Source organism: Collimonas fungivorans Ter331 (assembly GCF_000221045.1).
In the GTDB taxonomy this organism is placed as follows: Bacteria; Pseudomonadota; Gammaproteobacteria; order Burkholderiales; family Burkholderiaceae_D; genus Collimonas; species Collimonas fungivorans_A.
Genome location: NC_015856.1, coordinates 2,616,720 through 2,642,011, shown reverse-complemented (window position 1 = coordinate 2,642,011; position 25,292 = coordinate 2,616,720). Strand labels below are relative to the sequence as shown.

Sequence of the window (25,292 nt, the reverse complement as noted above, 5' to 3'; positions counted from 1 at the left end):
TCAGTGATTTTTGGTTGGGCAAACTTGGTGTATGCGGCTCCTTGTGCGCCGACTCAGACCATGACCGTTGCGTCGGGTGGCTCGGCTAGCACGGACCTGTCGAGCTGTTCGACATTTGGCTTCACTGGAATCTCGGTTTTGCCTCTGCACGGTAGTATTCCGGATGTAGATCCAGCCGTGGGAAACGGCACTGGTATCGTAACCTATGTCAACAATGGCGATGGCGCCCTATCTGATACATTCACCATCCAAGACGAGCTGAACCATCCGCTTGTATTTACGGTTACGATCCTGCCGGCGGCTTCGCCCATCACGGTAACCCCCGCCGGCCTGCCAACACCTTTGATCGGTAACAGCTACAGCCAGACCTTGAGTTCCTCGGGCGGTGTTGCACCTTATGTCTATTCGCTTTCTTCCGGCAGCCTGCCGGCGGGGCTGAGCTTGTCGTCTGCGGGTGCGATCACGGGCACGCCAACCGCGGCTGGCCCATTCACCTTTACCGTCGGGGTGCACGATTCGACTACGCCGACTGCGCTGGCCACCACTAAAACCTACTCGATGGTCGTTGCCGTGCCGGTAATGGCATTGTCGCCGAGCAGTCCGCCCGCCGGCACGGTATCGCTGCCGTACAGCCAGCAGCTCGGCACCAGCGGCGGCACGGCGCCATACAGTTATTCGGTGCAGGTCGGGTTGGGAACCCTGCCGCCGGGCCTGAGCATGTCGTCCAGCGGCTTGATTTCCGGAACTCCGACAGCAGTCGGCAGCTCTACTTTTTCCGTCAAGTACACTGACAGCACTACCGGCACTGGTCCATTTTCCCAAGCCCAGAACATGACAATCGTGATCAACGCGACGCCGGTCATCGTCGTCACTCCATCGACATTACCTGCCGGTACCGTGGGTGCGGCATATATCGGCGGCCCGTTAACAGGCAGCGGGGGAACATTACCTTATACATTCGCAATCACCGCCGGCGCGCTGCCGGCCGGAATGTCATTGTCCAGCACCGGCACCTTGTCAGGCACGCCGACTGCCGGCGGCACGTTCAACTTCACGGTCAGGGCTACCGACCAGAACAGTTTTTCCGGTTCGCTCGCCTATAGCCTCGTCATCAGTCCGCCAACGATGAACATCTTGCCGACCACCGTGCCGCCGGCTTTGGTAGCCGCCGCCTATGGCAGCTTGAATTTCACTACCAGCGGCGGCACCGCTCCCTACACTTATGCGCTCACGGCAGGCGCCTTGCCAGCTGGCATGTCGGTGTCGTCTGCCGGTGTGCTGTCAGGCACGCCAACCGCTGGCGGTACTTTCAATTTCACCGTTCGGGCTACAGACAGTTCAACCGGGACTGGTCCGTATAACAGCGCGCGGGCGTATTCATTCACGGTCAATGCGCCGACCATCACGCTCAGTCCAACCACTCTGGCCGCCATGACTGTCGGCGCCAGCGTCAGTCAGAACGTGACCGCAAGCGGCGGGACTTCCTCCTATGCCTACAGCATCAGCGCCGGCGCCTTGCCGCCTGGTTTGTCATTGTCAGCCACCGGTGCGCTGACCGGTACCCCGACCGCAGCTGGCCCGTTCAATTTCACGGTCACGGCTACCGATAGTTCTACCGGCGCCGGTCCCTACACCGGATCGCGCGCCTACTCGGTGACTGTCGCTCCCGGCCTGCCGGTTGCCGGTGCGGTCAGTGCCATAGTTGCCTATGGCAGTTCGGCCAATGCAATCACGCTCAACCTGAGCGGCGGCGTGTCGACTTCAGTGGCGGTCGCATCGGCTGCAACGCACGGCACGGCCACTGCCAGCGGCACCAGCATCACCTATACGCCGACAGCAGGTTATGCCGGCAGCGATGCGTTCACCTATACCGCAACCAACGGCGCCGGTACCTCGAGCCCGGCGACCGTCTCGGTGACGGTGAGCGCGCCGACGCTGGTGATTACGCCGTCCGCATCGTGGTCAGCGGTCGACGGCATCAGCTATAGCCAGACCCTGACCTGGAGCGGCGGCAGCGCGCCTTATTCGGGTTATAGCGTGAGCGGCCTGCCGGCAGGATTGACGGTGACCGGGAGCGGCGCCAGCAGCGTGACGATTTCCGGTACGCCCACGGTCGCCGGCAGTTTCTCGGTCACGGCAGCGGCGACCGACAGCAGCACCGGCACCGGGCCTTTCACAAAATCCCAGGCCTTTACGCTGACGGTAGCAGCGCCGACCATGACCTTGACGCCAGCCGGCCCGACGCTGACGCCGGTCTACGGCGCGCCATTCAGCCAGACATTCTCCGCGAGCGGCGGCGTTGCACCATACACTTATGTGCTGTCAGGCAGCCTGCCGACAGGCTTGAGCTGGAATGCGGCTACCGCCACGCTGTCTGGCACGCCAACCCAGAGCGGCAACTTCCCGGTTACCGTCACGGCTACCGATCAGTCGACCGGCGCCGGCGCGCCATTCTCGATCGCTATCGGCTATACGCTGGCGATCAGCGCGCCGACCATCAGCCTGACGCCGGCCAGCTTGCCGGGCGGCGCAATCGCCGCATCGTACTCAGCTTCGATCAGCGCCAGCGGCGGCATCGGCGCCTACTCTTATATCATCTCGGCCGGCGCCTTGCCGACTGGCGTATCGCTGAATGGCAGCAGCGGGGCGCTGTCGGGGACGCCGACCGCGGCCGGCAGTTTCAACTTCACGGTGCGCGCCAGCGACGCCAACGGTTTTGCCGGGACCCGCGCCTACACCGTCGCGGTCGGCGTGCCGACCCTGACGCTGACGCCGGCTTCGCTGCCGGCGGCAGCCGTTGCCGCGCCGTACAGCGTGACGTTCAGCGCCGCCGGCGGCACCGCGTCCTATAGCTATGCCTTGACTTCCGGCACCCTGCCGAGCGGCATCACGCTAAATCCCGGCACCGGCGTATTGTCCGGCACTACTGTACAAGCCGGCAGCTTCCCGATCACGGTGCGCGCTACCGACAGCAGCACCGGCGCCGGTGCGCCATTCAGCGTGCAGAGCAGCTACACGCTGGCGGTGGCGGCGCCGAGCATCAGCCTGGCGCCGAGCAGTATTGCCGGCGGCACGGTGGCGCTCGGTTATAGCGCGACAATCAGCGCCAGCGGCGGCGCCGCGCCCTATGCCTATAGCCTGACCAGCGGTGCGTTGCCGGCCGGTGTCACGCTGAACGCCTCGACCGGCGCTTTAAGCGGGACACCGAGTGCTGCCGGCACTTTCAGTTTCACGGTAAGAGCGCTGGATGCGAACAGCTTCAGCGGCAGCCAGGCTTATAGCCTGGCGATCGCCGCCGCGGCGGTGACCTTGAATCCAGCGACCTTGCCCAATCCGACCGCGGAGGCCGCCTATACCGCCACGCTGACGGCCGCCGGCGGTACAGCACCATACAGTTTTGCCATGACCGGCGGCGCCTTGCCAACCGGCTTGACGCTCAACTCGGCCACTGGTGTGTTGTCCGGCACTACCAACCAGAGCGGCAGCTTTACTGTCAGCATCCGCGCCAGCGACAGCAGCAGCGGCGTCGGTGCGCCGTTCAGTGCTACCGTCAGCTACACCTTGAATGTTGGCGCGCCGACCATCAGCGTGACGCCAGGGGTAATGGCCGCGGCCAAGGTCAACATCGCATACAGCCAGCAATTCGCGGCCAGCGGCGGCATCGCGCCGTATGCCTTTACGATAGCTGCAGGCAGCTTGCCGGCCGGGCTGACTTTGAATGCCACAACCGGTCTGCTGAGCGGAACGCCAACCGCCGCAGGCAGTTTTGGCTTCACGGTGCGCGCGACGGATGCGCAGAATTTCAACGGGCAACAGGCATTGACGCTTGGCGTAGGGCAGGCGCAGCCGGTTGCAGTCAACGACAGCGCTGCTACCACAGCCAACCAGCCGGTAACCGTGAATGTCACGGCCAACGACAGCGGGCCGATCACCAGCATTGCGATCAGCACCGCACCTGCACACGGCAGCGCCGTCGTCAGCGGCTTGAATGTGGTCTATACGCCGGCCGGCAATTATTTCGGCAGCGATAGCCTTAGCTATACCGCAACCGGGCCAGGCGGCACTTCGGCCCCGGCCAGCGTGACCGTGGCCGTGACACCGCTGGCAGTGCCGGTAGCCGTGCCGCAAACGGCCACCGTCCTGGCCGGCCAGGCGGTCACCGTGCATGGCGCCAACGGCGCCAGCGGCGGTCCGTTTACCGTAGCCGCGGTTGTCAGTCCGCCGAGCGCCGGGACTGCGGTCGTCAACGGCACCGATATCTTGTATACCTCGGTGATAGGCAGCAGCGGCGATATCCGCTTCAGCTACACGCTGGCGAATGCCTTCGGGGTCTCGGCGCCGGTGATGGCAACCATCAGCGTCAATCCGATGCCGGTAGCCGGCGCCCATAGCGCCACCGTCAGCGCCGGCGCCACGGTGAATGTCGACCTGATGGCCGGCGCCAGCGGCGGTCCGTTCACGGCCGCCAGCGTGGTTACAGTATCGCCGGCAGCGGCGGGCAGCGCAGCGATCCGCGATGTCGGCACGGCCGGCAAGCCGGCGTACCAGATGAGCTTCACCGCGGCCAGCACCTTTGCCGGATCGGTTGCGGTCAGCTACACGCTGAGCAACACCTTTGCGACTTCCGCGCCAGGCAGCGTCAATATCACCGTGACGCCGCGCCGCGACATGTCGACCGATCCTGAAGTGATCGGTTTGCTGGCGGCGCAGGCCGACAGCGCCAGGCGCTTCGCCACCGCGCAGATCTCGAACTTCACCCGCCGCCTGGAAAGTTTGCACGGCGACGGCTGGGGCAGCTCGGGATTCGGCCTGAGCTTTGCACCGCCGACAACCGACCGCCCGGGCAGCAACGCCGCACAGTGGCAGAACAGCGATGTCGATCGCATGCTGGGCTCGCCGTTGCAGCCGAACATGCGCAAGGTCGGCTGGCCATTGCAATCGGCGGCTGCGCAGAGGGCCGGAGCCGCGGGCGGCAACGGCAGCGGTAATGGACCGGTGCTGGCCGCCAACGATACGCAGTCGACAGTCGCCGGCCTGCCGGAAATGCCGACCCGCCAAGACAATCCGAAGCAGCCCTTGTCATTATGGATGGGCGGCGCGGTCGATTTCGGCCAGCACAACGTGAATGGCCGCCAGACCGGATTCCGCTTCACCACTAACGGCGTCAGCGCCGGCGGCGACTACCGGATCAACGATTTCGCCAGCATCGGCCTTGGCGCAGGTTTTAGCCGCGACAGCAGCGATGTCGGCGACAACGGCACCAAGAGCACGGCGGAAAGCGTGGTGGCGGCCATGTACGGCAGTTTGCGTCCGACCAAGAATGTGTTCATCGACGGTGTCCTCGGTTACGGTACGCTGAATTTCAACGCCACGCGTTACATCACCGACGGCGGCGGTTATGCCACCGGCTTGCGGCACGGCGACCAGGTGTTCGGCGCCATCGTCAGCGGCATCGAGTTCCGCCAGCAAAACTGGATGTGGTCGCCGTATGGGCGGGTAGAACTGATGTCGGCCACGCTTGACCAGTACACAGAGACCGCCAGCGGCCTCAATGCGTTGACTTACTTCAAGCAGACCGTGCGCACCAGCAGCGGCAGCCTGGGTGTGCGCGCGGAAGGTCAGTATGTGACGAGTTTGGGCACATGGGGACCGCGCGCGCGGCTGGAATTCCGCCATCAGTTCCAGGGACAGGACGACGCCAGCCTGGCCTACGCCGATCTGGCGGCGGCAGGGCCGGCCTATATCGTCCATACCACCAGCCAGGACACCGGCAACTGGAGCGCAGGCTTCGGCGCCAAGCTGGTGATGCGCAATGGCGTGATGTTTACGATCGACTACAGCAGCAATCTGAATGTCGGCAACGGCCGCAGCCAGTCGATCATGTTCGGCCTGGAACTGCCGCTTAACTGATCTGCTCCTGCATCAGATACGCCCGGGCCGCGCTTGCTGCCCGGGCTTTTTTTTTTATAAAAACGGCAATCATGGCTGCACTGCAACGGCACACAATATCTCGGGATTTCCAAGGCGGTTCTACAATAGTGCGGCGCATCTGCCGAATGCAGCGGATTAATGCATGCCGCCCGATCCGAACGGAAGCTGTAATGACGATATTCAGCTAACTCAAACCTTACTAAACCTTGACATCGCATGTGGCGAGCCAAATCCACAATGGTGGCATCGCTACGTTTTTTTTCAAATCAAAATAATTTTTCCAAATCCGCAGCAGCAACTTGGGGACACGCGCCGCAAGCATTTTCTGACGATTTGAGATACATCCTAAATCTTAATTTTTCAACTTTTTAAACCATAAACATATTGTCCTCAACATTTCTTTTCCGAATGAAAGGCTGCTCGCAGTCGATTGTATTGTGGAGACGAAAATGACAGCACATCGGCCTCGCCACTGGGAAATATGGATGACAATTTTTGTTTCGACTAAACAAAACATCATTGCCACTAAACAAAAATATTGCTGCAACTAAACAACGAATTACTGCTCACTTGTATGGAATGAAGTGATTTTTTTCTTGACGTTCTCATTAGTGTCAATGTTCTATAGTTACCTTACTTCAACATTGTTTGACAATAAAAGACACGTATTTACATTCGCTTCGAATGGCACATGTCTTGCATCAAATCAAGGAGACGAGCGCTTGCGCGGCGTATCGTCAGTAGTTTCCAGGCGCCTCGTGACAAGGTTGGTAGCATATCTTCACCTGTGTAAAAGACCGCAGTTAGTAGAACGTTTTATTAATCGGATCAGGCAATTCGGACGGATCGCAATACGTTATGAAAAGCTGGCACAAAAATATCTGTCATCTCTTTACCTTGTTTGCACCGCCATCCGGACCGCTTATTTGTTAACAAGGCAAAGGCGAAATGCGAATAGGAGAAATAGCAAATCGAGCAAAAGTAAGCGCACGTATTTTGCGTTACTACGAGTCGCAAGGACTGATTCTGTCGCAGCGTCTGGCTAATGGTTACCGCGATTACCCGCTGCAGACAGTGGAGATCGTCAGGCAGATCAAGGACCTGATTGAATGCGGTTTCAGCACGCGGCAGATTGGCACTTTCTTGCAGTCTTCCGGAAGCGAAAATTTTGATCCAAAACAAGGCGCCGCGGACCTGGCGCCGCATATAGAGAAACTTCACGAACTGGATGGTCTGATCGACGTGCTGACCGAACGCCGGCGCCGGCTCTCCGAGCGCATTGCATTGTTCGATTCTCGCGCCGCTGCATCGGTGAAGTAAAACAAAAAAATCATTCGAATGATTCAGGCACGCCATCGTTGTTGACGATGGCGCGGGATAGGCTGCGACAGTGTTTCGCGAAGACATAGAAAACACGGTAGCTGGATAGACTAAAAATTGAACGTACTCAGTTTTAGCAACAGGGAATTGTCCCACCACCACCAGCCTCAGGAGATTCAAATGGCAACTTTATTAAACGCTTCATCCCGTCGCATCAAAACCGCATTGCTCCAACGCGGCCAAGGCATGTCGGAATACATCATCATCGTGGCGCTGATTGCGGTTGTCAGCATCGGCGTGTTTGCTGCTTTTGGCGGCGTCATTCGCCACCAGGTAGCGGGCATGGCAAATGAACTGTCCGGCAATGATGGTTCGACAGAAATCACCGCGGCTGGTACGGCGGCAAAAGATGCTACCAAGAAGGCAGCTACCCAACGCACCATGAAAGATTACGGCACCGACAACCGCTGATCGATCTGCGCTCCAGCCTGCGTCGCCGCAGGCTGGAGAAATTCCTTGAATATCAACTAGCACGCTTCGTTTGGCGGGGCTTTTCGCGGCCGGGAATTTCCGCTGCGAGCAGAAAAATACTTTCATCAGAAAAGTAAAAATTGGTTTGGCCGGAGACCGGCAGTCAATCATCAATAATTGATTTCTGATAGGGAGCGCATAGTGAAACGGGCATCGGAACAGGGCAGGGCCGGCAGATCCCGGACTCATGGCGGCTGGCGTCAGCGTGGCGCGGTGCTGCCTATAGCCATCTTCTTTTTTGCGGTACTGTGCGTGGGCCTGTTTGCGGTCTACAACATGGCGCAGGTGACCAGCGAGAAGCGGCAGTTGGTGAATGCCGCCGACGCCATCGCTTTCAGCACAGCCAACGTTGCCGCCGAAGGCTTGAACTACACCGCATACACCAATCGCGCCATGATTTCCAATTACCAGGCGGTCGGCCAGTTGACAGCGATGTGGTCGAGCGTCGGCATGTCGGACCAGTACTGGAAAAATAACAGCACGGTATTGAAGGGCATTGCTGCCCTGACCAAATTCATTCCCTATATCGGCTCCGCCTTGTCGGGCGTCACCAACGCCATCTCCAAGTTCGGCGACTTCTGGGAAAAGATAGTGAAGGGCGTGCGCTTGACCAGCCAGGTGCTGGCCAATGCCGGCACCGCCACCGTTTCCCTGTCCAACTATGCGATCTTCGCCTCGCAGCAGCTGCACCTGGCGACCACGGTGTCTTCCATGATCAGCATGCAGAACGACCTGCTGGCGGCCAACGCACCGCAGGCCGAATATATTCCGCAAACCATCGTCTACCAGATCGGTAAGAGCATGGTGGACTTCGGCAGCATGATCAAGTTCCACCAGCCGCCGCGCAAATTCCTCGGCTTGAACAAGATGAAGGAGGCAGGGGAAAAGGATAACAAGGACAAGATTGAGTTCAACCTGGTCCATCATCTGATGATGAAGGAAATGTTCAACTTCACCAGCGGCAGCGGCGGCCGCCGCCTGTTCCCGAACGCGGTTGGCCTGTGGGCGGTCGACGGCTGCAATCTTTCCGCTATCAACGGCATGCTGACCGGCCTGGAAACCAACGGCCTGGAGCAGATCGTGCCGGCGCTGAAGGGCAATGTCGCAGCCGATGTCGTCGGCCCCGTGATTGAGGCCTTCATGAACACGGTGGGCGTCATTGTCAGCCCCATCATGTGCCTATATGAACGCACCGGCGGCACGCGCATGATGCAGATGCAGGACGGCACCTACGGCTGGAGCAACTTCGATGTGATCGACATCAATCCGCACCTGTTCAATATTCATATTCCCCTTGCCGGCGCCGTGACCATGTCCAAGGTCGGCCGCCAGGGTGTGAATGCGAACCAGGAAATTCCCGAGGACATGAAAAAATTCTCGGATGTGGTCAAGGCTGACGACGCTGCCAAAAAAGCCTATTGGGGCGAAGCGACCGGTCTCGACGATTGCATGTATTTCACGCTGCCCAGCGGTGAGATCTATGCGCCGCGCCTGGGCGGGAAGAGTGGCGCATGTGCTTCGCTGGCGGCCGGTTCGGCAAAAAAATACTACAACCGCGGCGTCATGAATATCGCCAGGGCGGCCGGCAACAGCGCGATGAAAGGGCAATCCGCTACCGCCAGTGCCACCAGCACGCTCAACAACGCCATCGTGGCGCCGCTGGAGCCGGCGCTGGAAGCCGCCGGCAACAGCCTCAATTCAAGCAACTCGCCGGGAAGCGTGATCAACATGCTTAACAGCAGCACCAGCAGCGTGCTGGGCGGCTCTCCCGCGGGCATGCCGGCTTCCGGCTCATCGCTGGATGCGCCGAGTCCGGGCAGCGGCGAACCGGAAGTGGAGCTGGCGACAGCACTGGCGCAGCAGGCGGCGAATTTCCAGAGCCTCTCGAACCTGGGTAGCAATGTGGCCGGTTCCGTATCGAATGTACTGGGACAAGGATTTACAATGGGCGAGGAAGCAGCCGGCGATCCGCTCAACAATGTCAACGGTTTCCTGAAATTCCTGCTCAATGCGCTGGGCCTGGGCGATCTGATCGATCTCATCAACATGCGTACCTCGCGCGGCACCGAGACCTTGTTCCAGCGGCCCGGCCTGGGCGGCGTGGTGGCGGCCGACATGGGCTTGCCGGCAGAACGTTTCGGTTTCTGGGAAATGCGCGACGCCAACATCGGCAACTACCAGATCGGCGACCGCGCGGCCAGCAACCTGTTTGTCGCTTCCAAGGAAATACAGGACAACGCCTTGAAGGACCTGGGACCATCGTTCGTGGTCGGGTTGCAGGAAACGGTAGGCGCCATGAAGTCGCCGTTGAAAGCGGAAGGCAAGTTCAACCTGGGACGCACGCCGATCAAGGATTACGACACCGAAATCAAGCAGGATTACCTGCAGGCGATGGGCAAGGCGCGGGTGTATTACCGGGCTCCGGTCGAACGCTGGACCAGCCGCATGCAAGTGGTGTCGCACGCCAACCTGATGCTGCCTTACTGGAACGCGCGGCTGGAAGGCTTGAATTATCCGGAAAAATTATTGTTTTTCACAATTAACTGAACACAATTACTGAGCCGCGACCCCATGCCTATCCCATCCAGAACCTTCGCCTTGCCACGCATGTCCGGACCGGGCCAGCGGGGCCAGGCCCTGTTCGAGTCGATCCTGGCTTGCAGCGTGCTGATGCTGTTCCTGTTCGGCTTGCAATGGGTGTGGCGCTTCGGCGAGCTCAAGCAGCTCAATACCGAAGCGGCGCGGTTTGCGGTATGGGAACGCACGGCCTACAAGGCGAACGGCGATGCCGATTACAAATCGCTGTATAGCGCCGATGCCGACCTGGCGCCCAAGGTGTTCCGCAGCGTCTACCTGACGCCGCGCGGCGCGCGCCAGAGCCAGGCCGAAGGCAGCACCGCGCTGCTGCAGGACCATGCCGACTGGATGAGCACCGCGGCGCGGTTTTTTACCGATAAATTCGATAGCGCCACATTCGGCTCCATCAGCAACGGCGCCTTGAATATTTCTACCAATTCGAGCAAATCGCCAGGCGGACCGATGGGATTCGATCCGACCGGCAATACCTTGACCAACCTGACGCTCGACCGCGAACCCTACGAGCGGGTGCAGGTCAACGGCTCGATCGGCCTCAGCGATTTCATCAAGACCTTCATGGAAAGGACTTTCGGCATCGCTAAAGGCGAGACCGGCATGCCCGCCGGCGGCCTCGGTCCGCGTAGCCTGGGCAGCCTGACCATGGTCACCAATTCCTGGTCGGCGCCGGTGCCGGTGGCAAACCATCGCATCGCCGAGCAGCTCAGCCCTTTTTACGACGGCGCTGCCAGCTCCGGCAGTACTGGCAATCCGGTCGGCAAGATACTCAACAGTAATTATTTCAACCTGCCGGGACTGATCGGCGGCGCTTCCGGCTTCGGCGGCAATTTCCGGGTCGACCTGGCGGGCATCAACCCGGCCCAGGTGTCGTCCCTGGTGTCGCAAGGCATGGGGCTGGATTTCGACAGCCTGAAAAGCCCCGGCGGCATTATCAAGGCATACAAGTCTACCGACGACTACAAGGAAAACCTGAGCCTGGCCGGCAGCATGGCCGAAGCAGACTATATGGCGGTGAAATGCACATCCGCACCCGGACGCGATATCCGGCTGACCCAATACACCCAGGATGAGCTGTGCCCGGCCGGCATCATGCGTGCGCGCACCATCTCCATGTTTGACAACCCGGCATGGCGCTTTTCTCCGGCGCCGTAATAGACAAGGTAGAAGGGGATTTATTTGAAAGTGTTGATGGCGGTTGGCTGGTGCCTGTTCCTGTGCACCGGCGTTTATGCGGCGGATAAATGGAAATCGGTGGAAGGCTTGATGCTGGACGGTGTACCGGACAATTGGCAGCAGACCCGCCTGGCCGATGAAATCGAGGTGAATGGCTTGCCGATGCTGATTTATGAAATCGAGGGACCGCAGCCGCTGCGCGAAGCGGCGGTGATATTGGCGGGGGCGTGGGCCAAGGCCCGGTGGAAAGTCACCACCAAGGCAGCCGGGCATGAGGTGCAGATCGTGGCGGTCAAGGACGGCTGGCTGAAGCAGGCCAACCTGAGCAGCAGCAACCGCAAGCAGACCCAAGGCTATCTCAGCATGTCGGACCTGCCGGCGCGCATGGAGCAGGACATCGACACCAAGGCGCCGGTGCTGGCCAAGCATCTGCGCAAGCCCTCGGGCACGGTGATCTTGAACGAAGTACGCACGGTGGACATGGCGGGCGAATCGATCCTGACCACCATGACCAACAATTTCGACATGGAACAGAACATTGCGTTTTACCAGGAAGACCGCGCCGCCGAAGCCTGGAAGCTGAGCTTCAAGAAAACCGCGGAAGACAACAGCGGCACGGTGATGCGCTATGTCTCGCCCAAACAGCAGGAGGCGACCTACACCTTTACCAGGAATGCCGGCCAGACCTATGTCGTGGTCAATTGGATTACACGATGAAGGCGCGGCTGATGAAGGAAAAGCAATGAAAGCGATGCGTGCCGGAACGGCGATGAATCGACACCAACATGGGCAGGTCGCGGTTGAATATTCGATCCTGCTGGTGTGTGTGGCGCTGGTGCTGTTTGTGTCGGTGGACGGCGTGTCTTTGCTTAGCCTGCTGCTGGACGCGATACGTCATCTGAATTTCAGTTACATCAACGGCTTAGGTGTCAGCGCCACGCCAATTTAGCAAACAAGCCGAGAGCGCAATATATGTTGATCAAAGTCGGAAGAAATCTGAAACTGGGGCGCGGCGCCAGCCTGGCCGAATTCGTCGTAGCGATCCCCATCGTGCTGATCTTTGCCTTGCTGTGCCTGCAAATGGTCTTGATGTACCGGGCCAAGCTGGCGCATAACTTTGCGGTGCAGGAAGCGGCGCGCATAGGCGCCATGAGCAACGGCCGCGTGGTGCCGCGTTTTGTCACCGATCCGCTGACGGCGCAGCTGGGCAATCTCGGTTATGCGGCGGTCGGCAAGGTCGTGCACAGCAAGGATTCCTCCGGGCGTGACGTGACGTCGACTGTCACCACCCCCGGCAATGAGCTGGCCGGCTCCGGCCAGGCTGAAGCCGCCAGCAACGGCGTGCCGGTCAACAATGCCGCCGGCTCGTCCAGCGGCGACCCCGACGAAGCGGCAAACCGCGCCGGACCGATCTCAGGTTTCCTCGGCAAGGCCAAGCAGAAAATCGGCCCGGCCGTGTGGACCTTCGTCAAGGGCCTGATGCGCTATGGCGACAGCTCGGTCCTGCAGGGCTACATCAACGGCATCACGCCGATGTACATGGGTAATGACACCGGCAAGGGCGCGGTAGTCGAAGCCCAGGTCGAAGCCTACAAAGACGCCATGTTCAATTCCTGCATCCTGTACCACAATCCGACCCAGGCCGCCTTCCTCGAATCCGGCGTGATCGAATTGCAGGGACTCGATTACGGCATCCTCAAGCTGCCGGCCGACTACATGCGCTTTCGCACACCGCTAGGCACGGTCGCTCCCGATGGCGGCGAAAATCTTTCCGACAGCAAGCTGAAAGGCGACATCACCAACAAGAGCATCCAGGAAAATACCGTGCTGTCGATCGAAATCTGGTGGAGCTATCCGCTCAAGGTGCCTATCGCCAACAGCATCATCATCGGCATTACCCGCCTGTTTGGCAACAGCAGCCAGAGTTCCGGCATCGCGGCGTCGTTCCAGGCCAAGGCGCTGGAGCGCGGCCGCTATCCGTTCAGCTCGTCGGCCAGCTACCGGGCGCAAAACGCCTTGCACTGGCATCCCTTCTACCCGTTGGGAACCAAATCGCCGCCTATCGGCGGCAGCGGCGGCTACCAGGCCTTCGATGTGGTCAGGCTGATCTGGAACAGCATCCTGAGCCGGCTGGAAGGGAAATTCGATCCGGCCGAGCCGCAGATCGGTTTCTGCCTGGGCGCAATGGACATGGGCGACTGGGCTGCCGGCGAGAAGAACGATGTGAAAGAACACTGGTGGGGTGAAAGCTATGACAAAGCAACCCACTAGGCTGTTGCGCATGTGCCGCCAGAGCCGCAATACTCCCGATTTTTCAAGACCAGCAGCGACTCTCGCCAGTTGGCAACGACGATTACTTTTACTCTCACATCATGAATATAAAACGTTTCATCAACCTGCAAAAAATCAAGAAGGCGCTGCCGCTGGTCATCATTGTCCTGATTGCCGCGTTCGCCGTTTTCCTCGCCAACAATTACCTGAAAACCCGTTCCAGTGAAATCGAAAAAAGCCTGAGCGACGAAGCCAGCAAGGTGCGCACCACGGTGACGGTGCCGCGCATCGACCTCAACCCTGGCGACGTGCTGACCATGGAGCAGCTGGCTTCGCGCACGGTGCCCAAGGAATACATGAATTTCGACGTCATCTCGCCGGACCAGATCGATGCCTATATCGGCAAGAAGATCATCCGTCCAGTGCGCAAGGGCACGCCTTTGCTGGAATCGTATTTCCTGCTGTACGAATCGGTGCCGTTTTCCAAGTCGATCGACGCCGGCAGCCGCGCCATCACGATTCCGGTCGACGAGATCAATTCCTTTTCCGGCCTGCTGCGCGCCGGCGACCACATCGACTTGTTCTATATGATGAAGCGGCCGCAGGAAGGGCCGCCCAGCGCTGGACCGCAGCCGGAAGACACTGTGCTGGCGCCATTGCTGAAAAATATCGAAGTGCGCGCCACCGGCCAGACCACGGTGCGCGAGGTACTGGCGGCCGACCGCGCACGTGAAGCCGGTTTTGGCGAGCGCCAAGGCCAGGCCGGGCGCGCCACTTACAGCACGGTGACGATTTCGGTGCCGGCCGCGGATGCCCAGAAAGTGATCCTGGTGCAGACCGGCGCCCGCATCGTGGCCGTGCTGCGCAGTCCCGACGACCAGGGCGACGCCGAGAAAAGACTGTTCCTGTCCGATGTCATCGATCCGGACGCCAAGCGCCGCCTGCAAATGCCGGGGCCGCAGGTCGACTACATCATCGGCGGCCGCTTCAAGACCGGCGAATATGCCGACGGCGGCGAGGACCAGGCCAGGAAGCTTGAGGCCTTCAAGCGCCTTCTGGGCAGCGCAGCCGGTAACCCACAATGATATCCAACAAAAAGCCACGCAATAACATGACTAATCCAAGAACTTTCCGCTCCTGCCTGCTGTTGTCCGCCCTGATTGGCAGCCGCGCCTTTGCAGCTACACCTTTGCCGGAGACTTTGCAAAACCAGAACAAGACACAAAAAACCAGCCAAAAACAGGTCCAAAATGAAGTCCGCAGCAGCCGCGACGGCGGCGTCGAGTACCTGGACGGCAATGCGATCGAACAAAAAAAACTGATGAATGCGCCGGAAGGGATTCCTATCCGTAATGCCGGCGACCTCGCTGCCTTGAAACCTTCGACCGGCCACGGCGGCTTACCGAAGGCGCAGCAGGCAGTCGACGACGAACTGGTCATGTACGCCGGCGAGGCGCGGGTGATCGAGGTCGGTGCGGTCAACCGCATCGCTATCGGCAACGGCAAGATTGCTTCGACTGCCGTAATCGAAAAGACCCGGCTGCTGATCATTGCGCAGGAAGTCGGCCTGACCAACATCCTGCTCTGGAACAAGCCGAATTTTTCGCGCGAAATCCGCCTGCGGGTGACCGCGCTCAACGTCATCAAGCAACAGCGCGACATCAAGGCTGCGCTGTCGAGCCTGCCCGATATCGATGTGGTGCGCCGCGGCGACCGCCTCTACGTAGAGGGCAATATCCGCTCGCGTGAAGATCTTTCCAAGATCACGGCGCTGACCGACCAGTACGCCAACCTGATCAACAGCACCAAGCTCGACATCGACACCGTGCCAGCCTACAAGCAGGAATCACAGATGCTGGTGTTCGACCTGTATTTTGTCGAATTCAAGAAGGGCTACCTGGAAAACCTCGGCGTCAACTGGGCCAAGAGTTTCAACGGTTTCAACATCGGCATCTTCGGTGAAGCTTCGCGCGGCGCGGTCAACCTGCGGCCCTTGCCGCAAGACACAGGCACTGGCGGCAAGTTTGATCTGCCTGACCAGAAACTGCGCGGCGTCGCCGCCAGCGTCAACGCCGCGATCGCGATTCCCTCTGTGATCCAGCTGGCGGTCGACAGCGGCGACGCCTTTGTGCTGGCTTCGCCCAGCATTGCGACCCGCAACGGCGGCCAGGCCAGGTTCGTCGCCGGCGGCGAAGTGCCGATCCCGACGGTCAGCCAGAACGGCACCAATGTCACCTTCAAGCCTTACGGCATCCTGATCGAGATTGCACCGAAGCTGGATGCGTTCAGCAACATCACCGGGATCCTGAAGGCCGAGGTCAGCAAGATCGATCCGACCGTCAGCGTCGGCGGCATTCCAGGCTTCACCACGCGCCGTACCGAGACCGATTTTTCCGTAAAGACCGGCGACGCCATCATCTTGTCCGGCTTGTACAGCCAGGACGGCAGCACCGATATCCAGAAAGTGCCAGGGCTGGGCGATGTGCCGCTGCTGGGCAACCTGTTCAAGAGCACCGGCACCAGCCGCAACCAGACCGAGGTGTACCTGGTGGCGATTCCGCATACGCAGGAAGGGGAGCCGGGAGAAAGCTCGAACGCTTTACGCAATATAAGCAGCCGCATCAACCAGGCGCGCAAGGCGGTGGGCATGCCGGAGGAGGCAGAATTGCCGACCCTGCGCAACCTGCAGAAGGAAATTCCGGTGAAGTCGCCGTTCCAGGCAGCACCGCTGCGGCCTGAGCCGGCAATGCCGCCTGAATACGGCAATCATTGATTTGGCGGCGGCCGGCTAGAAGCTCAGCTGGTCGCCGACGCGCAGGGACAGCGCGGCAAGGGTGGCTGGATGCAGTTCCAGGGTATGGCGTGCGGAGCGGTCGGAGGAAAGACTTCTGCGCGCCAGCACCGGGACAATCTTGGTGATGACGAAGTCTTGCGACAGATACACCACGCCGATGGTGAAATGCATGAAAAAAGTATGGACGGAGTTGCAGTCCTTGAGCAGGTAGGCGCTGTCAGGCGCCAGCGTCCTGGTGAACATCAGGCCGCGGGCGCGGCCGAAAAACGTATCTCCGATGGTGACATTGGCGATGATGATCTGATTGTTTTTATATGCGGGAATAATTTTCATGGCAGAGAGCCAAAGTGGATTTGTGTTGATGGTGGTCGCGGACGATTATGACATACTCGATGAAGTTTTCGTCGACAAGGATCGCTTCGTTCTCGGCAAGGCGGAGAGCTGCGACCTGCGCCTCAAAGGCTGGAATGTCAGCAAGCTGCACGCGACTTTCCTGCTGAACGAGGGCAGCGTCTTCATTGAAGACAGCGGCAGCATCTTCGGCACCTGGGTCGACGGCGAGCGCATCAACCGCCTCGGTCCGCTGAGCAGCAATACGGTGATCAAGATCGGCAACTACAGCCTGACCTTGCATACCAACCAGGAAAGACATGAAACCGGCGCCGGCCGCGAGCGGCAGAACCACGCCGTCAACCATGCGATCAGCGCCATCGAGCAAGACTACGAAGAGGTGCTGGTGGCGGAACGCCCGCCGAAACAGGCAAGCCAGCCGCGTCCTGCCGCCGCGCCGCGCCAGCAATTTGCCGAGCCGGTCCAGGCGCCGCCACCACCGCCGCCTCGTGCAGCGCCGGTTGCAGCCGCAGCGGCCCCAGCCCCAGCTCCGCAGCAGCCAGGGACGCGCCCGGGCGCCGGCGGCAAGCAGGTCGCCAATATCCCGGCGCGCGTGATCGATTTTGAATTTTCGCGCTGGCGCAAGACCTTGCACGAAGCGGTGCTGCACGAAATCGACCTGCGCCGCATCGACGCCAACAAGATGTCGGAGCACGATCTCAAGGCCAACGTCAAGAGCCTGATCAAGGAGTTGCTGAGCACCACCTTCACCCTGCCGGACAACATAGACACCGAGCTGTTGACCAAGGAAGTGCTGGACGAAGCGGTCGGCCTGGGGCCGCTGGAGCCGATGATCGCTGACGAAAGCGTGACCGAAATCATGGTCAACCGCCACGACGAAATCTGGGTCGAACGCGGCGGTCGGCTGGAACTCTCTAGTGCTACCTTCACCAGCGACCTGGCGGTGCTGGGCGCGATCGAGCGGATTGTCACGCCGCTCGGCCGGCGCATCGATGAAAGTTCGCCGATGGTCGATGCCCGCTTGCGCGACGGTTCGCGGGTGAATGCGATCATTTCACCGCTGTCGCTGCGCGGGCCGACCCTGACCATCCGGAAATTCTCGCGGCGCAAGATGGTGGCCGAAGATTTGATCAAGTATGGTTCGATGACCGAGGACATGCTGGATATCCTGCGCAGCGCGGTCGAGCAGCGCTTGAACATCGTGGTGTCAGGCGGCACCGGTTCCGGTAAAACCACCTTCCTCAACATGATGTCGGCCTTCGTGCCGAACGACGAACGGATCGTCACCATCGAGGATGCGGCCGAACTGCAGCTGTCGCAGCCGAACCTGGTGTCGCTGGAAAGCCGCCCGCCCAACGTCGAAGGCAAGGGCCATGTGGCGATCCGCGACCTGGTGCGCAATTCGCTGCGGATGCGGCCGGACCGCATCATCGTCGGCGAGTGCCGCGGCGGCGAAGCGCTGGACATGCTGCAAGCCATGAATACCGGCCATGACGGCTCGATGACCACCTTGCACGCCAACTCGCCGCGCGATGCGCTGGCGCGGATGGAGGTGCTGGTGCTGATGGCCGGCATGAACCTGCCGGTGCGGGCGATCCGCGAACAGATTTCGTCGGCGGTGCACCTGATCATCCAGCTCACCCGCTACTCTTGTGGCGCGCGCAAGGTGACGGCGATCACCGAAGTGGTCGGCATCGAATCGGAAACCGTCCAGCTGCAGGATATCTTCAAGTTTCACAGGGAAGGCATTGACCAGAACGGCAAGACCTATGGCGAATTCCGCTATTCGGGCATGAAGCCGGTATTTATGGAGAGGATGGAAAATGAGTAACCAGATACTGCTGTTTTCGGCGATCCTGTTTGCACTGGTGTTGTTCATCGCCTGGTCGCTGATGAACTCGAAGAGTTACTTCCTCAAGGTGCTGTTCGACATGCACGTGCGCTACATCGGCCACATCAAGGAATGGACCGGGCTGCGCGACGGCCGCGTCTACATGGTGCTGTTCGCACAGGTTGCGGCGGCGCTGATGCTGGTGCTGGTGATTTATTTTGTGCTGCGTAACATCTTCCTGGTGCTATTGATCGGTTACTTTATCTTCAAGGCGCCTCTTTGGATCAGTAATTACAAACGCAAGCGGCGCCTCAACAGCATCGAATATGAACTGCCGACGGCACTCACCGTAATTGCTTCCAGCCTGACGGCCGGCGTGTCCCTGAGCATTGCCTTGCAATCCTATTCCAAGGAGAGCAACTCGCCGCTGGCCAGCGAATTCGCGCACGTGATCCGGCTGCAGAAGGTGGGCGTCGATTTCGAAACGGCGATCGAAGAAGTCGGCAAGCGCATCGACCTGGTCGATTTCCAGCTGCTGGTGATGACCTTCCGGATTTCGAAATCGGTGGGCGGCAATTTGTCGGAAACGCTGATGAGCCTGTCCAACACCATCCAGCAAAAACTGACGATCGAGGGCAAGATCCGGTCGCTGACGGCGCAGGGCAAGATGCAGGGCTGGGTCATGATCTGCCTGCCGGCGCTGGTCGGGGTTGCGCTGTTCTTCATCCAGCCGGAAGAAATGGGCCTGCTGCTGACCACGCTTTACGGCAAGATCGTACTCTTCATCTGTCTCACCATGGCCTATATCGGCCACAAGGTGATCCAGAAAATCCTGGCCATCGATGTCTGACGGCCGCGGACATATTGTTATCGGATACATGCCATGAACAGTTCAATCTATCTTTACGGCGCGATCATACTGGCCTTCGGCAGCCTTAGCGTGTTCATGTTTTACCTGTTTCGGCTGGTGGCCAATGTCAAGGTCACCAAATTCCGGCCGAACATGGATCCTCTGCCGCCGCTGCTGAAAAAAGTCTGGAACGGAGTAATGTTTTTTGACTTCTATTTAGGCGCCACGGTGTCGGAGGCGCGGCTGCTGAAACGCAAGCAGATGCTTAACACAGCCGGCCTGGAGTATTTCATGACCCCCGGCGAGACTTACGCCTTGCAGTTCTTCTCGCTGGCAGTGGCGCTTTTTTTCGCGGTGCTGGCCGGCCTGGCGGCGTTTGGCATCAGTTACACGGTGCTCATCATCATGCTGGTGCTGGGAATGATAGGCTGGTTTTATCCGCTGATGTGGATCCGCGACCAGAAGAAGAAGCGCAACATTGAAATCTCGCGCTATTTCCCGTCCTTCGTCGATATCGTGACGCTGTGCTGCGAATGCGGCCTGACCTTGAATACCGCCATCGTCAATTTCTGCGAACGTGGTCCCGACTGCATCTTGCGCCATGAGATCGAGCGGGTGGTGCGCGACATGAAAACCGGCGCCGGCCGCGCCGATGCCTTGGGAAAATTCGCGCGCCGCACCGGCAATGTCGACATTTCGCGTTTTGTCGGCATTGTCCTGCAATGCGACAAGTTAGGCGTGCCGCTGGGACCGACCTTGCGCAAGTTCGCCGAACAGAAACGCACCGAGCGTTTCCAGCGCGCCGAGAAGCTGGCGATGGAAGCGCCGATGAAAATGATCGCACCCCTGATCATGTTCATCTTCCCGATCACCTTTATCATCATCGCTTTCCCGATAGTGATGACTATCCTGATGAATTTCAAATAAAAGACCAGATGAAAAGAATCCTCGTTGCGATCGCCGCGTTTTCCTTGGCCGCCGCCAGTCAGCTGGCGTGGGGCGCCAAGGTCATGCCCGAGTTAAAGAAGGCGAATACCGAAATCTGCCTGAAGATGGGCGGGTCAGCCCGCGGCGCCCCAAAAGCGCCGGAAAAAATGCCGGCCTTTTGCGGCTGCGTGTCCGATGCCTACTGGGACAGCGTGCCGCAAAGCGAATACAACCTGCTGGTGCAGACCGGCAAATCGCCGGCGCTCGAAGCCAACCTGGAAAAGCGCCTCGATGTGGCCAAGGCGGCTTGCCTGAAGAAGGCCGGCTAATACCTCATCAAGCGATTACCTTCGGGTGCAGCAAGTCTTCCAGCCCGATGCGGCGGAACATCTCGTTGCGCACGCGGTCGGTCGGGGCCGCCATTGACGATCTCGCAGCCGTCTTGCGAAGACTTGTTGCATGATGTTTTCCTTTCTCAGATATCGAAAATAGCTTCTCGCTCCTGTGATCAGATGATGCCGCCGTTGGCGCGCAGCACCTGGCCGTTGATCCAGCCGCCGTCGGCGCCGGCCAGGAAGGCGACAGTGGCGGCGATGTCCTGCGGCTGGCCCAGGCGTTCGAGCGGCGCCAGCTTGGCCAGGCGCTCGACCACTTCCTGCGGTTTACCGTTGAGGAACAGGTCGGTAGCGGTCGGCCCCGGCGCCACGGCGTTGACCGTGATGTTCTTGCCGCGCAATTCCTTGGCGAGCACACTGGTCATTGCTTCCACCGCGGCCTTGGTGGCGGCGTACACGCCATAGGAGGGCTGTAGCATGCCGACCACGCTCGACGAAAAATTGACGATGCGGCCGCCGCTACGCAGCCGTTTGGCGGCTTCGCGCAGGGTGTTGAAACTGCCCTTGAGGTTGATGGCGACCTGGTGCTCGAAAGCAGCGTCATCGGTGTCGGCGATGGTCGCATTGAGCATGATGCCGGCGTTGTTGACCAGCACGTCGACGCCGCCGAATGCCTGTTCTGCTGCATCGAACAGGGCGCGCACCGCAGCCGGGTCGCTGACATCGGCTTGCACGGCGAGCGCCTGGCCGCCTTGCTGCAGCAGTTGCCGGGCCACGGTTTCGGCTGCCGCAGCGCTGCCGGCGTAGTTGATGACGACGGCAAAACCGTCGGCCGCCAGCCGCTGCGCTACCGCTGCGCCGATGCCGCGCGACGATCCGGTGACGATAGCTACTTTTGCATTGTTCATTTAAAGCTCCTTGAAGTTGGTTTGAGTGTTGCCTTAGCCATCTTTGGGGTTCTGGATATCGGCGTGCCAGGCAGTGAGTGCATCATGCCGGTTAATTTTCAATGGATAAACTGGCTGTAATTGGCAACACTATTCAATAAGGGTCAACAATTGGGCGGAATCGACCGGCAGCCTGGGTTGGGAAGGCTGTTGCGGTCGGTGGCTACAAATGGGTAAATAGCAAGTTTCACCTGCGCGCGGCAGGTGAGTTGAGGAGGGCGTGGCGGGTCGCTGGCGCGATGTCTTGCCGGGGCGTCAGCTTTGCAGGTAGCTGCGCAAGGTGTCGCCCTGGTAGTCAAGGCGGAACTGCTTTCTTTTTTGCAGTTCCGGCACTACCAGGTCAACAAAATCGTCGAAGCCGTGCGGCAAATGCACCGGCGTGATGACAAAACCGTCGGCGCCTTGCTGCGCCACGATATGCCCCATCCAGTCGGCGATGTCGGCGGCTGTGCCGGCTACTTGCGGCACCAGCACGCCGCTGGCGTACATGCGGCCGATATCCGCCAGCGTCAACTGGCGTTCGGCGGATAGCTCACGGATCAGGCTGAACAAGCCTTGCATGCCGGCCACCTCGAGGTCGGCGACAGGCGCATCCAGCACGTAGCCCGAAAAATCCACATTCATGTGGCTCGATAGCGTCGACAGGCCGACGATAGGGTCGACCAGCGCATTGTGGCGGGCGCGCTTGTCTTCGGCCTCCGCGCGCGAAGCGCCGACGAAAGGCATGACCGCGGTCAGCACCTTGATGTCGCTCGGCTTGCGGCCGAATTTGGCGGCGCGGCCTTTCAGGTCGTGGTAAAAGCGCTGCATGCGGGCCAGGTCGGGTTGTATGCCGAACACTACTTCCGACCAGCGCGCGGCGAAATCCTGGCCGCGCTGCGACGATCCGGCCTGGATGATGACCGGCCCGTGCTGCGGCGAGGCGGGAATATTCAGCGGACCGCGCACATTGAAGTAAGCGCCGCTGTGGGCGATCGCCGACACCCGGTCGGCGTCGGCATAGCGGCCGCTGCTTGCCTCCAGCAGCAGCGCGTCGGGCGCCCAGCTGCCCCACAGCTGATGGGCGACGTCGAGGAACTCGTCGGCGCGGTCATAGCGTGCATCGTGGCTCAAGGTCTGGCGCAAGCCGAAATTGTCAGCCTCGCCCTGGTTGACCGAAGTCACCACGTTCCATGCTGCGCGGCCGGACGACAGGTGATCGAGTGTGGCGAATTCGCGCGCCAGGCTGTACGGCTGGCTGTAGGTGGTCGAGCGTGTCGCGCCCAGTCCTATCTTGCTGGTGAGCGCTGCCAGTGCGCCCAGCACCGGCAGCGGATCAAGCCGGGTGGCATCCTGGTCGCCATGGCCGACGCCGTAGCGATGGTCGCCGCCGAAGCGGGTCGAGACCGCCAGCCGGTCGGCGAAAAACAGCAGGTCGAATTTGCCGCGCTCCAGCGTTTGCGCGACGCGTGCGTAATAGTCGAGTTTCAGGAATCCGCCCGGATTGCTTTCCGGGTGGCGCCACAACACCTGGCTGTGGGCGGCATTGCCGGCGATCAGGAAAGCGGCAAGATGCATCATGGTGTTTTTTCCGTAACGATAGGTCGGCAACTGCTACAGCAGGGCCTCGGCGTAAACCTTGTCTTTGACTTGTACCTGGGTCTTGATCAGGTTCAGTTTGTAGAAGACTTCGACGATCTGCTGCTGTTCGGCGATGATGGCGGCGTCGATCGGCACTGTGGTGTAGTTGCGGCGCTCGGTCGCCAGCTGCAGCACCTTGGGATCGACGCCCAGCTGCGGCGCCAGCAGGGCTGCGGTTTCCTGCGGATGCGACTGGGCCCAGGCGTTGGTTTTTTTCAGTTCGGCAAACAGGATGCGGATGATGTTCTTGTTGCGGTCGACGAAACCCGGGTTGGCCAGGTGGAAGGTGCGGTTGTTGGACAGGCCGGTGCCGTCGCGCAGGATGCGCGGGCTGGTCGAGATCTGCTGGCCGGCCAGGTAAGGATCCCACAGCGTCGCCGCGTCTACATTGCCGGACTGGAAAGTCGCGCGCACGTCTGCCGCGTTGGTGACGTAGACCGGAATGATGTCGTTATAACTCAAGCCGGCTTCTTCCAGCGCCCGCACCAGCAGGTATTGCACATTCCAGCCGCGGCCGAGGGCGATTTTCTTGCCCTTCAGGTCCTTGACGGATCGGATAGGCGAATCCTGCGCCACGAAAATCCCTATGCCTTTTGGATAGGGCTGTTCGGCGGCCAGGTACACGGCATTGACGCCGGCTGCGTTGGCAAAGGCGGAGGGCGTGTCGGCGGCATGGCCGAAATCGATGGCGTCGCTGTTCAAGGCCTCGGTCAACTGCGGACCGGCCGCGAATTCGAACCATTTGACTTTCCACCCCAGCGGCTGCAAAGCCTGTTCCAGGTTGCCGCTGCCTTTCAGGATGTTGAGGGTGTTGAATTTCTGGTAACCGATGCGCAGCGTGCGTTCGTCAGCTGCAAAAGCCGGCATTGCGGCGGCCGCTGCGCCGGCAGCCAGCCCCTGCAATACCAGGCGCCTCTTGTTTGATGTGGTCGTCATTTCTGCTGGTTCCCTCGGTGGATTTGCCGCATTTGTGCCGTATGCAAACGAACATGCTAGCCGCAGCGCGAGGGAAGGGGAACGAAGTCTTTCGACGATGCTAAATTGGTTTCTGTATAAGCGCTTCCCGCGGCTTCATATCCGCTGGCAGCCGAGCCATGGCGGGTGTGGTAAATTGGTTTCCTTCATCTCGGGAGCACAATCCATGTCCAGTCGCACACTGAATCTTGACGACACTCTTTATGATTACCTGCTGACTCATTCGCTGCGCGAACATCCGGCGCAAACCGCGTTGCGCGCAGCAACCGCCAAACATGCGCGCGGCGGCATGCAGATTTCACCCGAGCAGGGCCAGTTCATGGCTTTGCTGATACGTTTGATGGGCGCTCGCAATACGATCGAGATCGGCGTGTTCACGGGATATAGCTCGCTGGCCGTGGCGCTCGCGCTGCCCGACGACGGCCGCATCCTGGCCTGCGACATCAGCGATGAGTACACCAGCATTGCGCGTCCTTATTGGGAAGCGGCGGGAGTCGCGCACAAGATCGATTTGCAGCTGGCGCCGGCGCTGGCGACCCTCGATGCCCGCCTGGCCGCCGGCGCCGCAGGGCAATACGATTTTGCCTTTATCGACGCCGACAAGACCGGTTACGACGCCTATTATGAGCGTTGCCTGCAGTTATTGCGGCCGGGCGGCCTGATCGCCATCGACAACGTGCTGTGGGATGGCAGTGTCGCCGCCGTCGCGGAGGACAACGACACCGCCGCTTTGCAGGATCTCAACCGCAAGCTGCACCGGGATGAACGCATCGACCTGTCCATGCTGCCGGTGGGCGACGGCTTGACGCTGGCGCGCAAGCGCTGAGCGTTGAGTGCCGCT

General features: G+C 60.2%; 19 protein-coding genes. 15 read left to right on the top strand and 4 right to left on the bottom strand.

All coding sequences use genetic code 11. The features are described 5' to 3' along the window. Window positions 1-177 precede the first annotated feature (177 nt). The 10 genes from CFU_RS11505 to CFU_RS11460 all read left to right on the top strand — a co-directional run bounded on the left by CFU_RS11505 (window position 178) and on the right by CFU_RS11460 (window position 16,594). Complete coding sequence (locus tag CFU_RS11505) at window positions 178-5,910, top strand: putative Ig domain-containing protein (RefSeq protein WP_050808565.1); 5,733 nt, start codon at window positions 178-180, stop codon at window positions 5,908-5,910. 1,017 nt (window positions 5,911-6,927) lie between these two features. Beyond that, a complete protein-coding gene (locus CFU_RS11500) occupies window positions 6,928-7,251 on the top strand; it encodes a MerR family transcriptional regulator (protein ID WP_238531295.1) in 324 nt (107 codons plus the stop codon). Window positions 7,252-7,431: 180 nt separating this feature from the next. Further along, a complete protein-coding gene (locus tag CFU_RS11495; RefSeq protein WP_041741812.1) occupies window positions 7,432-7,722 on the top strand; it encodes a Flp family type IVb pilin in 291 nt (96 codons plus the stop codon). Window positions 7,723-7,923: 201 nt separating this feature from the next. Then, window positions 7,924-10,329: a Tad domain-containing protein gene (locus CFU_RS11490; RefSeq protein WP_238531294.1), complete on the top strand. Its 2,406-nt coding sequence runs from the start codon at window positions 7,924-7,926 to the stop codon at window positions 10,327-10,329. A gap of 24 nt (window positions 10,330-10,353) precedes the next feature. Further along, a complete protein-coding gene (locus tag CFU_RS11485; protein ID WP_148264825.1) occupies window positions 10,354-11,529 on the top strand; it encodes a hypothetical protein in 1,176 nt (391 codons plus the stop codon). Between the two features lie 24 nt (window positions 11,530-11,553). Continuing rightward, window positions 11,554-12,267, top strand: coding sequence for a hypothetical protein (locus CFU_RS11480; protein ID WP_148264824.1), 714 nt, complete (start codon window positions 11,554-11,556; stop codon window positions 12,265-12,267). A gap of 25 nt (window positions 12,268-12,292) precedes the next feature. Continuing rightward, complete coding sequence (locus tag CFU_RS11475) at window positions 12,293-12,499, top strand: hypothetical protein (RefSeq protein ID WP_041741803.1); 207 nt, start codon at window positions 12,293-12,295, stop codon at window positions 12,497-12,499. A gap of 23 nt (window positions 12,500-12,522) precedes the next feature. Next, a complete protein-coding gene (locus CFU_RS11470; RefSeq protein ID WP_014006204.1) occupies window positions 12,523-13,821 on the top strand; it encodes a TadE/TadG family type IV pilus assembly protein in 1,299 nt (432 codons plus the stop codon). 101 nt (window positions 13,822-13,922) lie between these two features. Next, window positions 13,923-14,906 (top strand): Flp pilus assembly protein CpaB, encoded by a 984-nt coding sequence (gene cpaB / locus CFU_RS11465; RefSeq protein ID WP_041741801.1) that lies wholly within the window; start codon window positions 13,923-13,925, stop codon window positions 14,904-14,906. A gap of 26 nt (window positions 14,907-14,932) precedes the next feature. After that, window positions 14,933-16,594 (top strand): type II and III secretion system protein family protein, encoded by a 1,662-nt coding sequence (locus CFU_RS11460; RefSeq protein ID WP_190275145.1) that lies wholly within the window; start codon window positions 14,933-14,935, stop codon window positions 16,592-16,594. A gap of 15 nt (window positions 16,595-16,609) precedes the next feature. On the opposite strand, the gene CFU_RS23310 is transcribed toward CFU_RS11460, so the two are convergent. Continuing rightward, complete coding sequence (locus CFU_RS23310; RefSeq protein WP_014006201.1) at window positions 16,610-16,948, bottom strand: DUF192 domain-containing protein; 339 nt, start codon at window positions 16,946-16,948, stop codon at window positions 16,610-16,612. Between CFU_RS23310 and CFU_RS11450 the strand changes: the two genes are divergently transcribed. The 4 genes from CFU_RS11450 to CFU_RS11435 are packed head-to-tail and all read left to right on the top strand — an operon-like array spanning window position 16,947 to window position 20,903. Next, entirely contained in the window at window positions 16,947-18,797 is a 1,851-nt protein-coding gene (locus CFU_RS11450) for an ATPase, T2SS/T4P/T4SS family (RefSeq protein WP_202946118.1), read from the top strand. The genes CFU_RS23310 and CFU_RS11450 overlap by 2 nt on opposite strands. Beyond that, complete coding sequence (locus CFU_RS23305; RefSeq protein ID WP_014006199.1) at window positions 18,790-19,647, top strand: type II secretion system F family protein; 858 nt, start codon at window positions 18,790-18,792, stop codon at window positions 19,645-19,647. The genes CFU_RS11450 and CFU_RS23305 overlap by 8 nt, the downstream gene beginning before the upstream one ends. Window positions 19,648-19,680: 33 nt before the next feature. Beyond that, window positions 19,681-20,574 carry a type II secretion system F family protein gene (locus CFU_RS11440; RefSeq protein ID WP_014006198.1) on the top strand — a complete coding sequence of 298 codons (894 nt, stop codon included), beginning with the start codon at window positions 19,681-19,683 and terminating at the stop codon, window positions 20,572-20,574. Window positions 20,575-20,582: 8 nt separating this feature from the next. Continuing rightward, complete coding sequence (locus CFU_RS11435; RefSeq protein ID WP_014006197.1) at window positions 20,583-20,903, top strand: hypothetical protein; 321 nt, start codon at window positions 20,583-20,585, stop codon at window positions 20,901-20,903. Between the two features lie 179 nt (window positions 20,904-21,082). Here CFU_RS11435 and CFU_RS11430 read toward each other — a convergent pair whose 3' ends face one another. The 3 genes from CFU_RS11430 to CFU_RS11420 all read right to left on the bottom strand — a co-directional run bounded on the left by CFU_RS11430 (window position 21,083) and on the right by CFU_RS11420 (window position 24,412). Beyond that, window positions 21,083-21,817, bottom strand: a complete 735-nt coding sequence (locus tag CFU_RS11430; RefSeq protein WP_014006196.1) for an SDR family oxidoreductase — start codon at window positions 21,815-21,817, stop codon at window positions 21,083-21,085. Between the two features lie 294 nt (window positions 21,818-22,111). Further along, the gene (locus CFU_RS11425; RefSeq protein WP_041743362.1) at window positions 22,112-23,413 is read right to left on the bottom strand and encodes an LLM class flavin-dependent oxidoreductase; all 1,302 of its coding nucleotides are present in this window, start codon (window positions 23,411-23,413) and stop codon (window positions 22,112-22,114) included. Window positions 23,414-23,449: 36 nt separating this feature from the next. Further along, window positions 23,450-24,412, bottom strand: coding sequence for a sulfonate ABC transporter substrate-binding protein (locus tag CFU_RS11420; RefSeq protein WP_041741799.1), 963 nt, complete (start codon window positions 24,410-24,412; stop codon window positions 23,450-23,452). Between the two features lie 205 nt (window positions 24,413-24,617). Between CFU_RS11420 and CFU_RS11415 the strand changes: the two genes are divergently transcribed. After that, complete coding sequence (locus tag CFU_RS11415; protein ID WP_041741797.1) at window positions 24,618-25,277, top strand: class I SAM-dependent methyltransferase; 660 nt, start codon at window positions 24,618-24,620, stop codon at window positions 25,275-25,277. Window positions 25,278-25,292 lie beyond the last annotated feature (15 nt).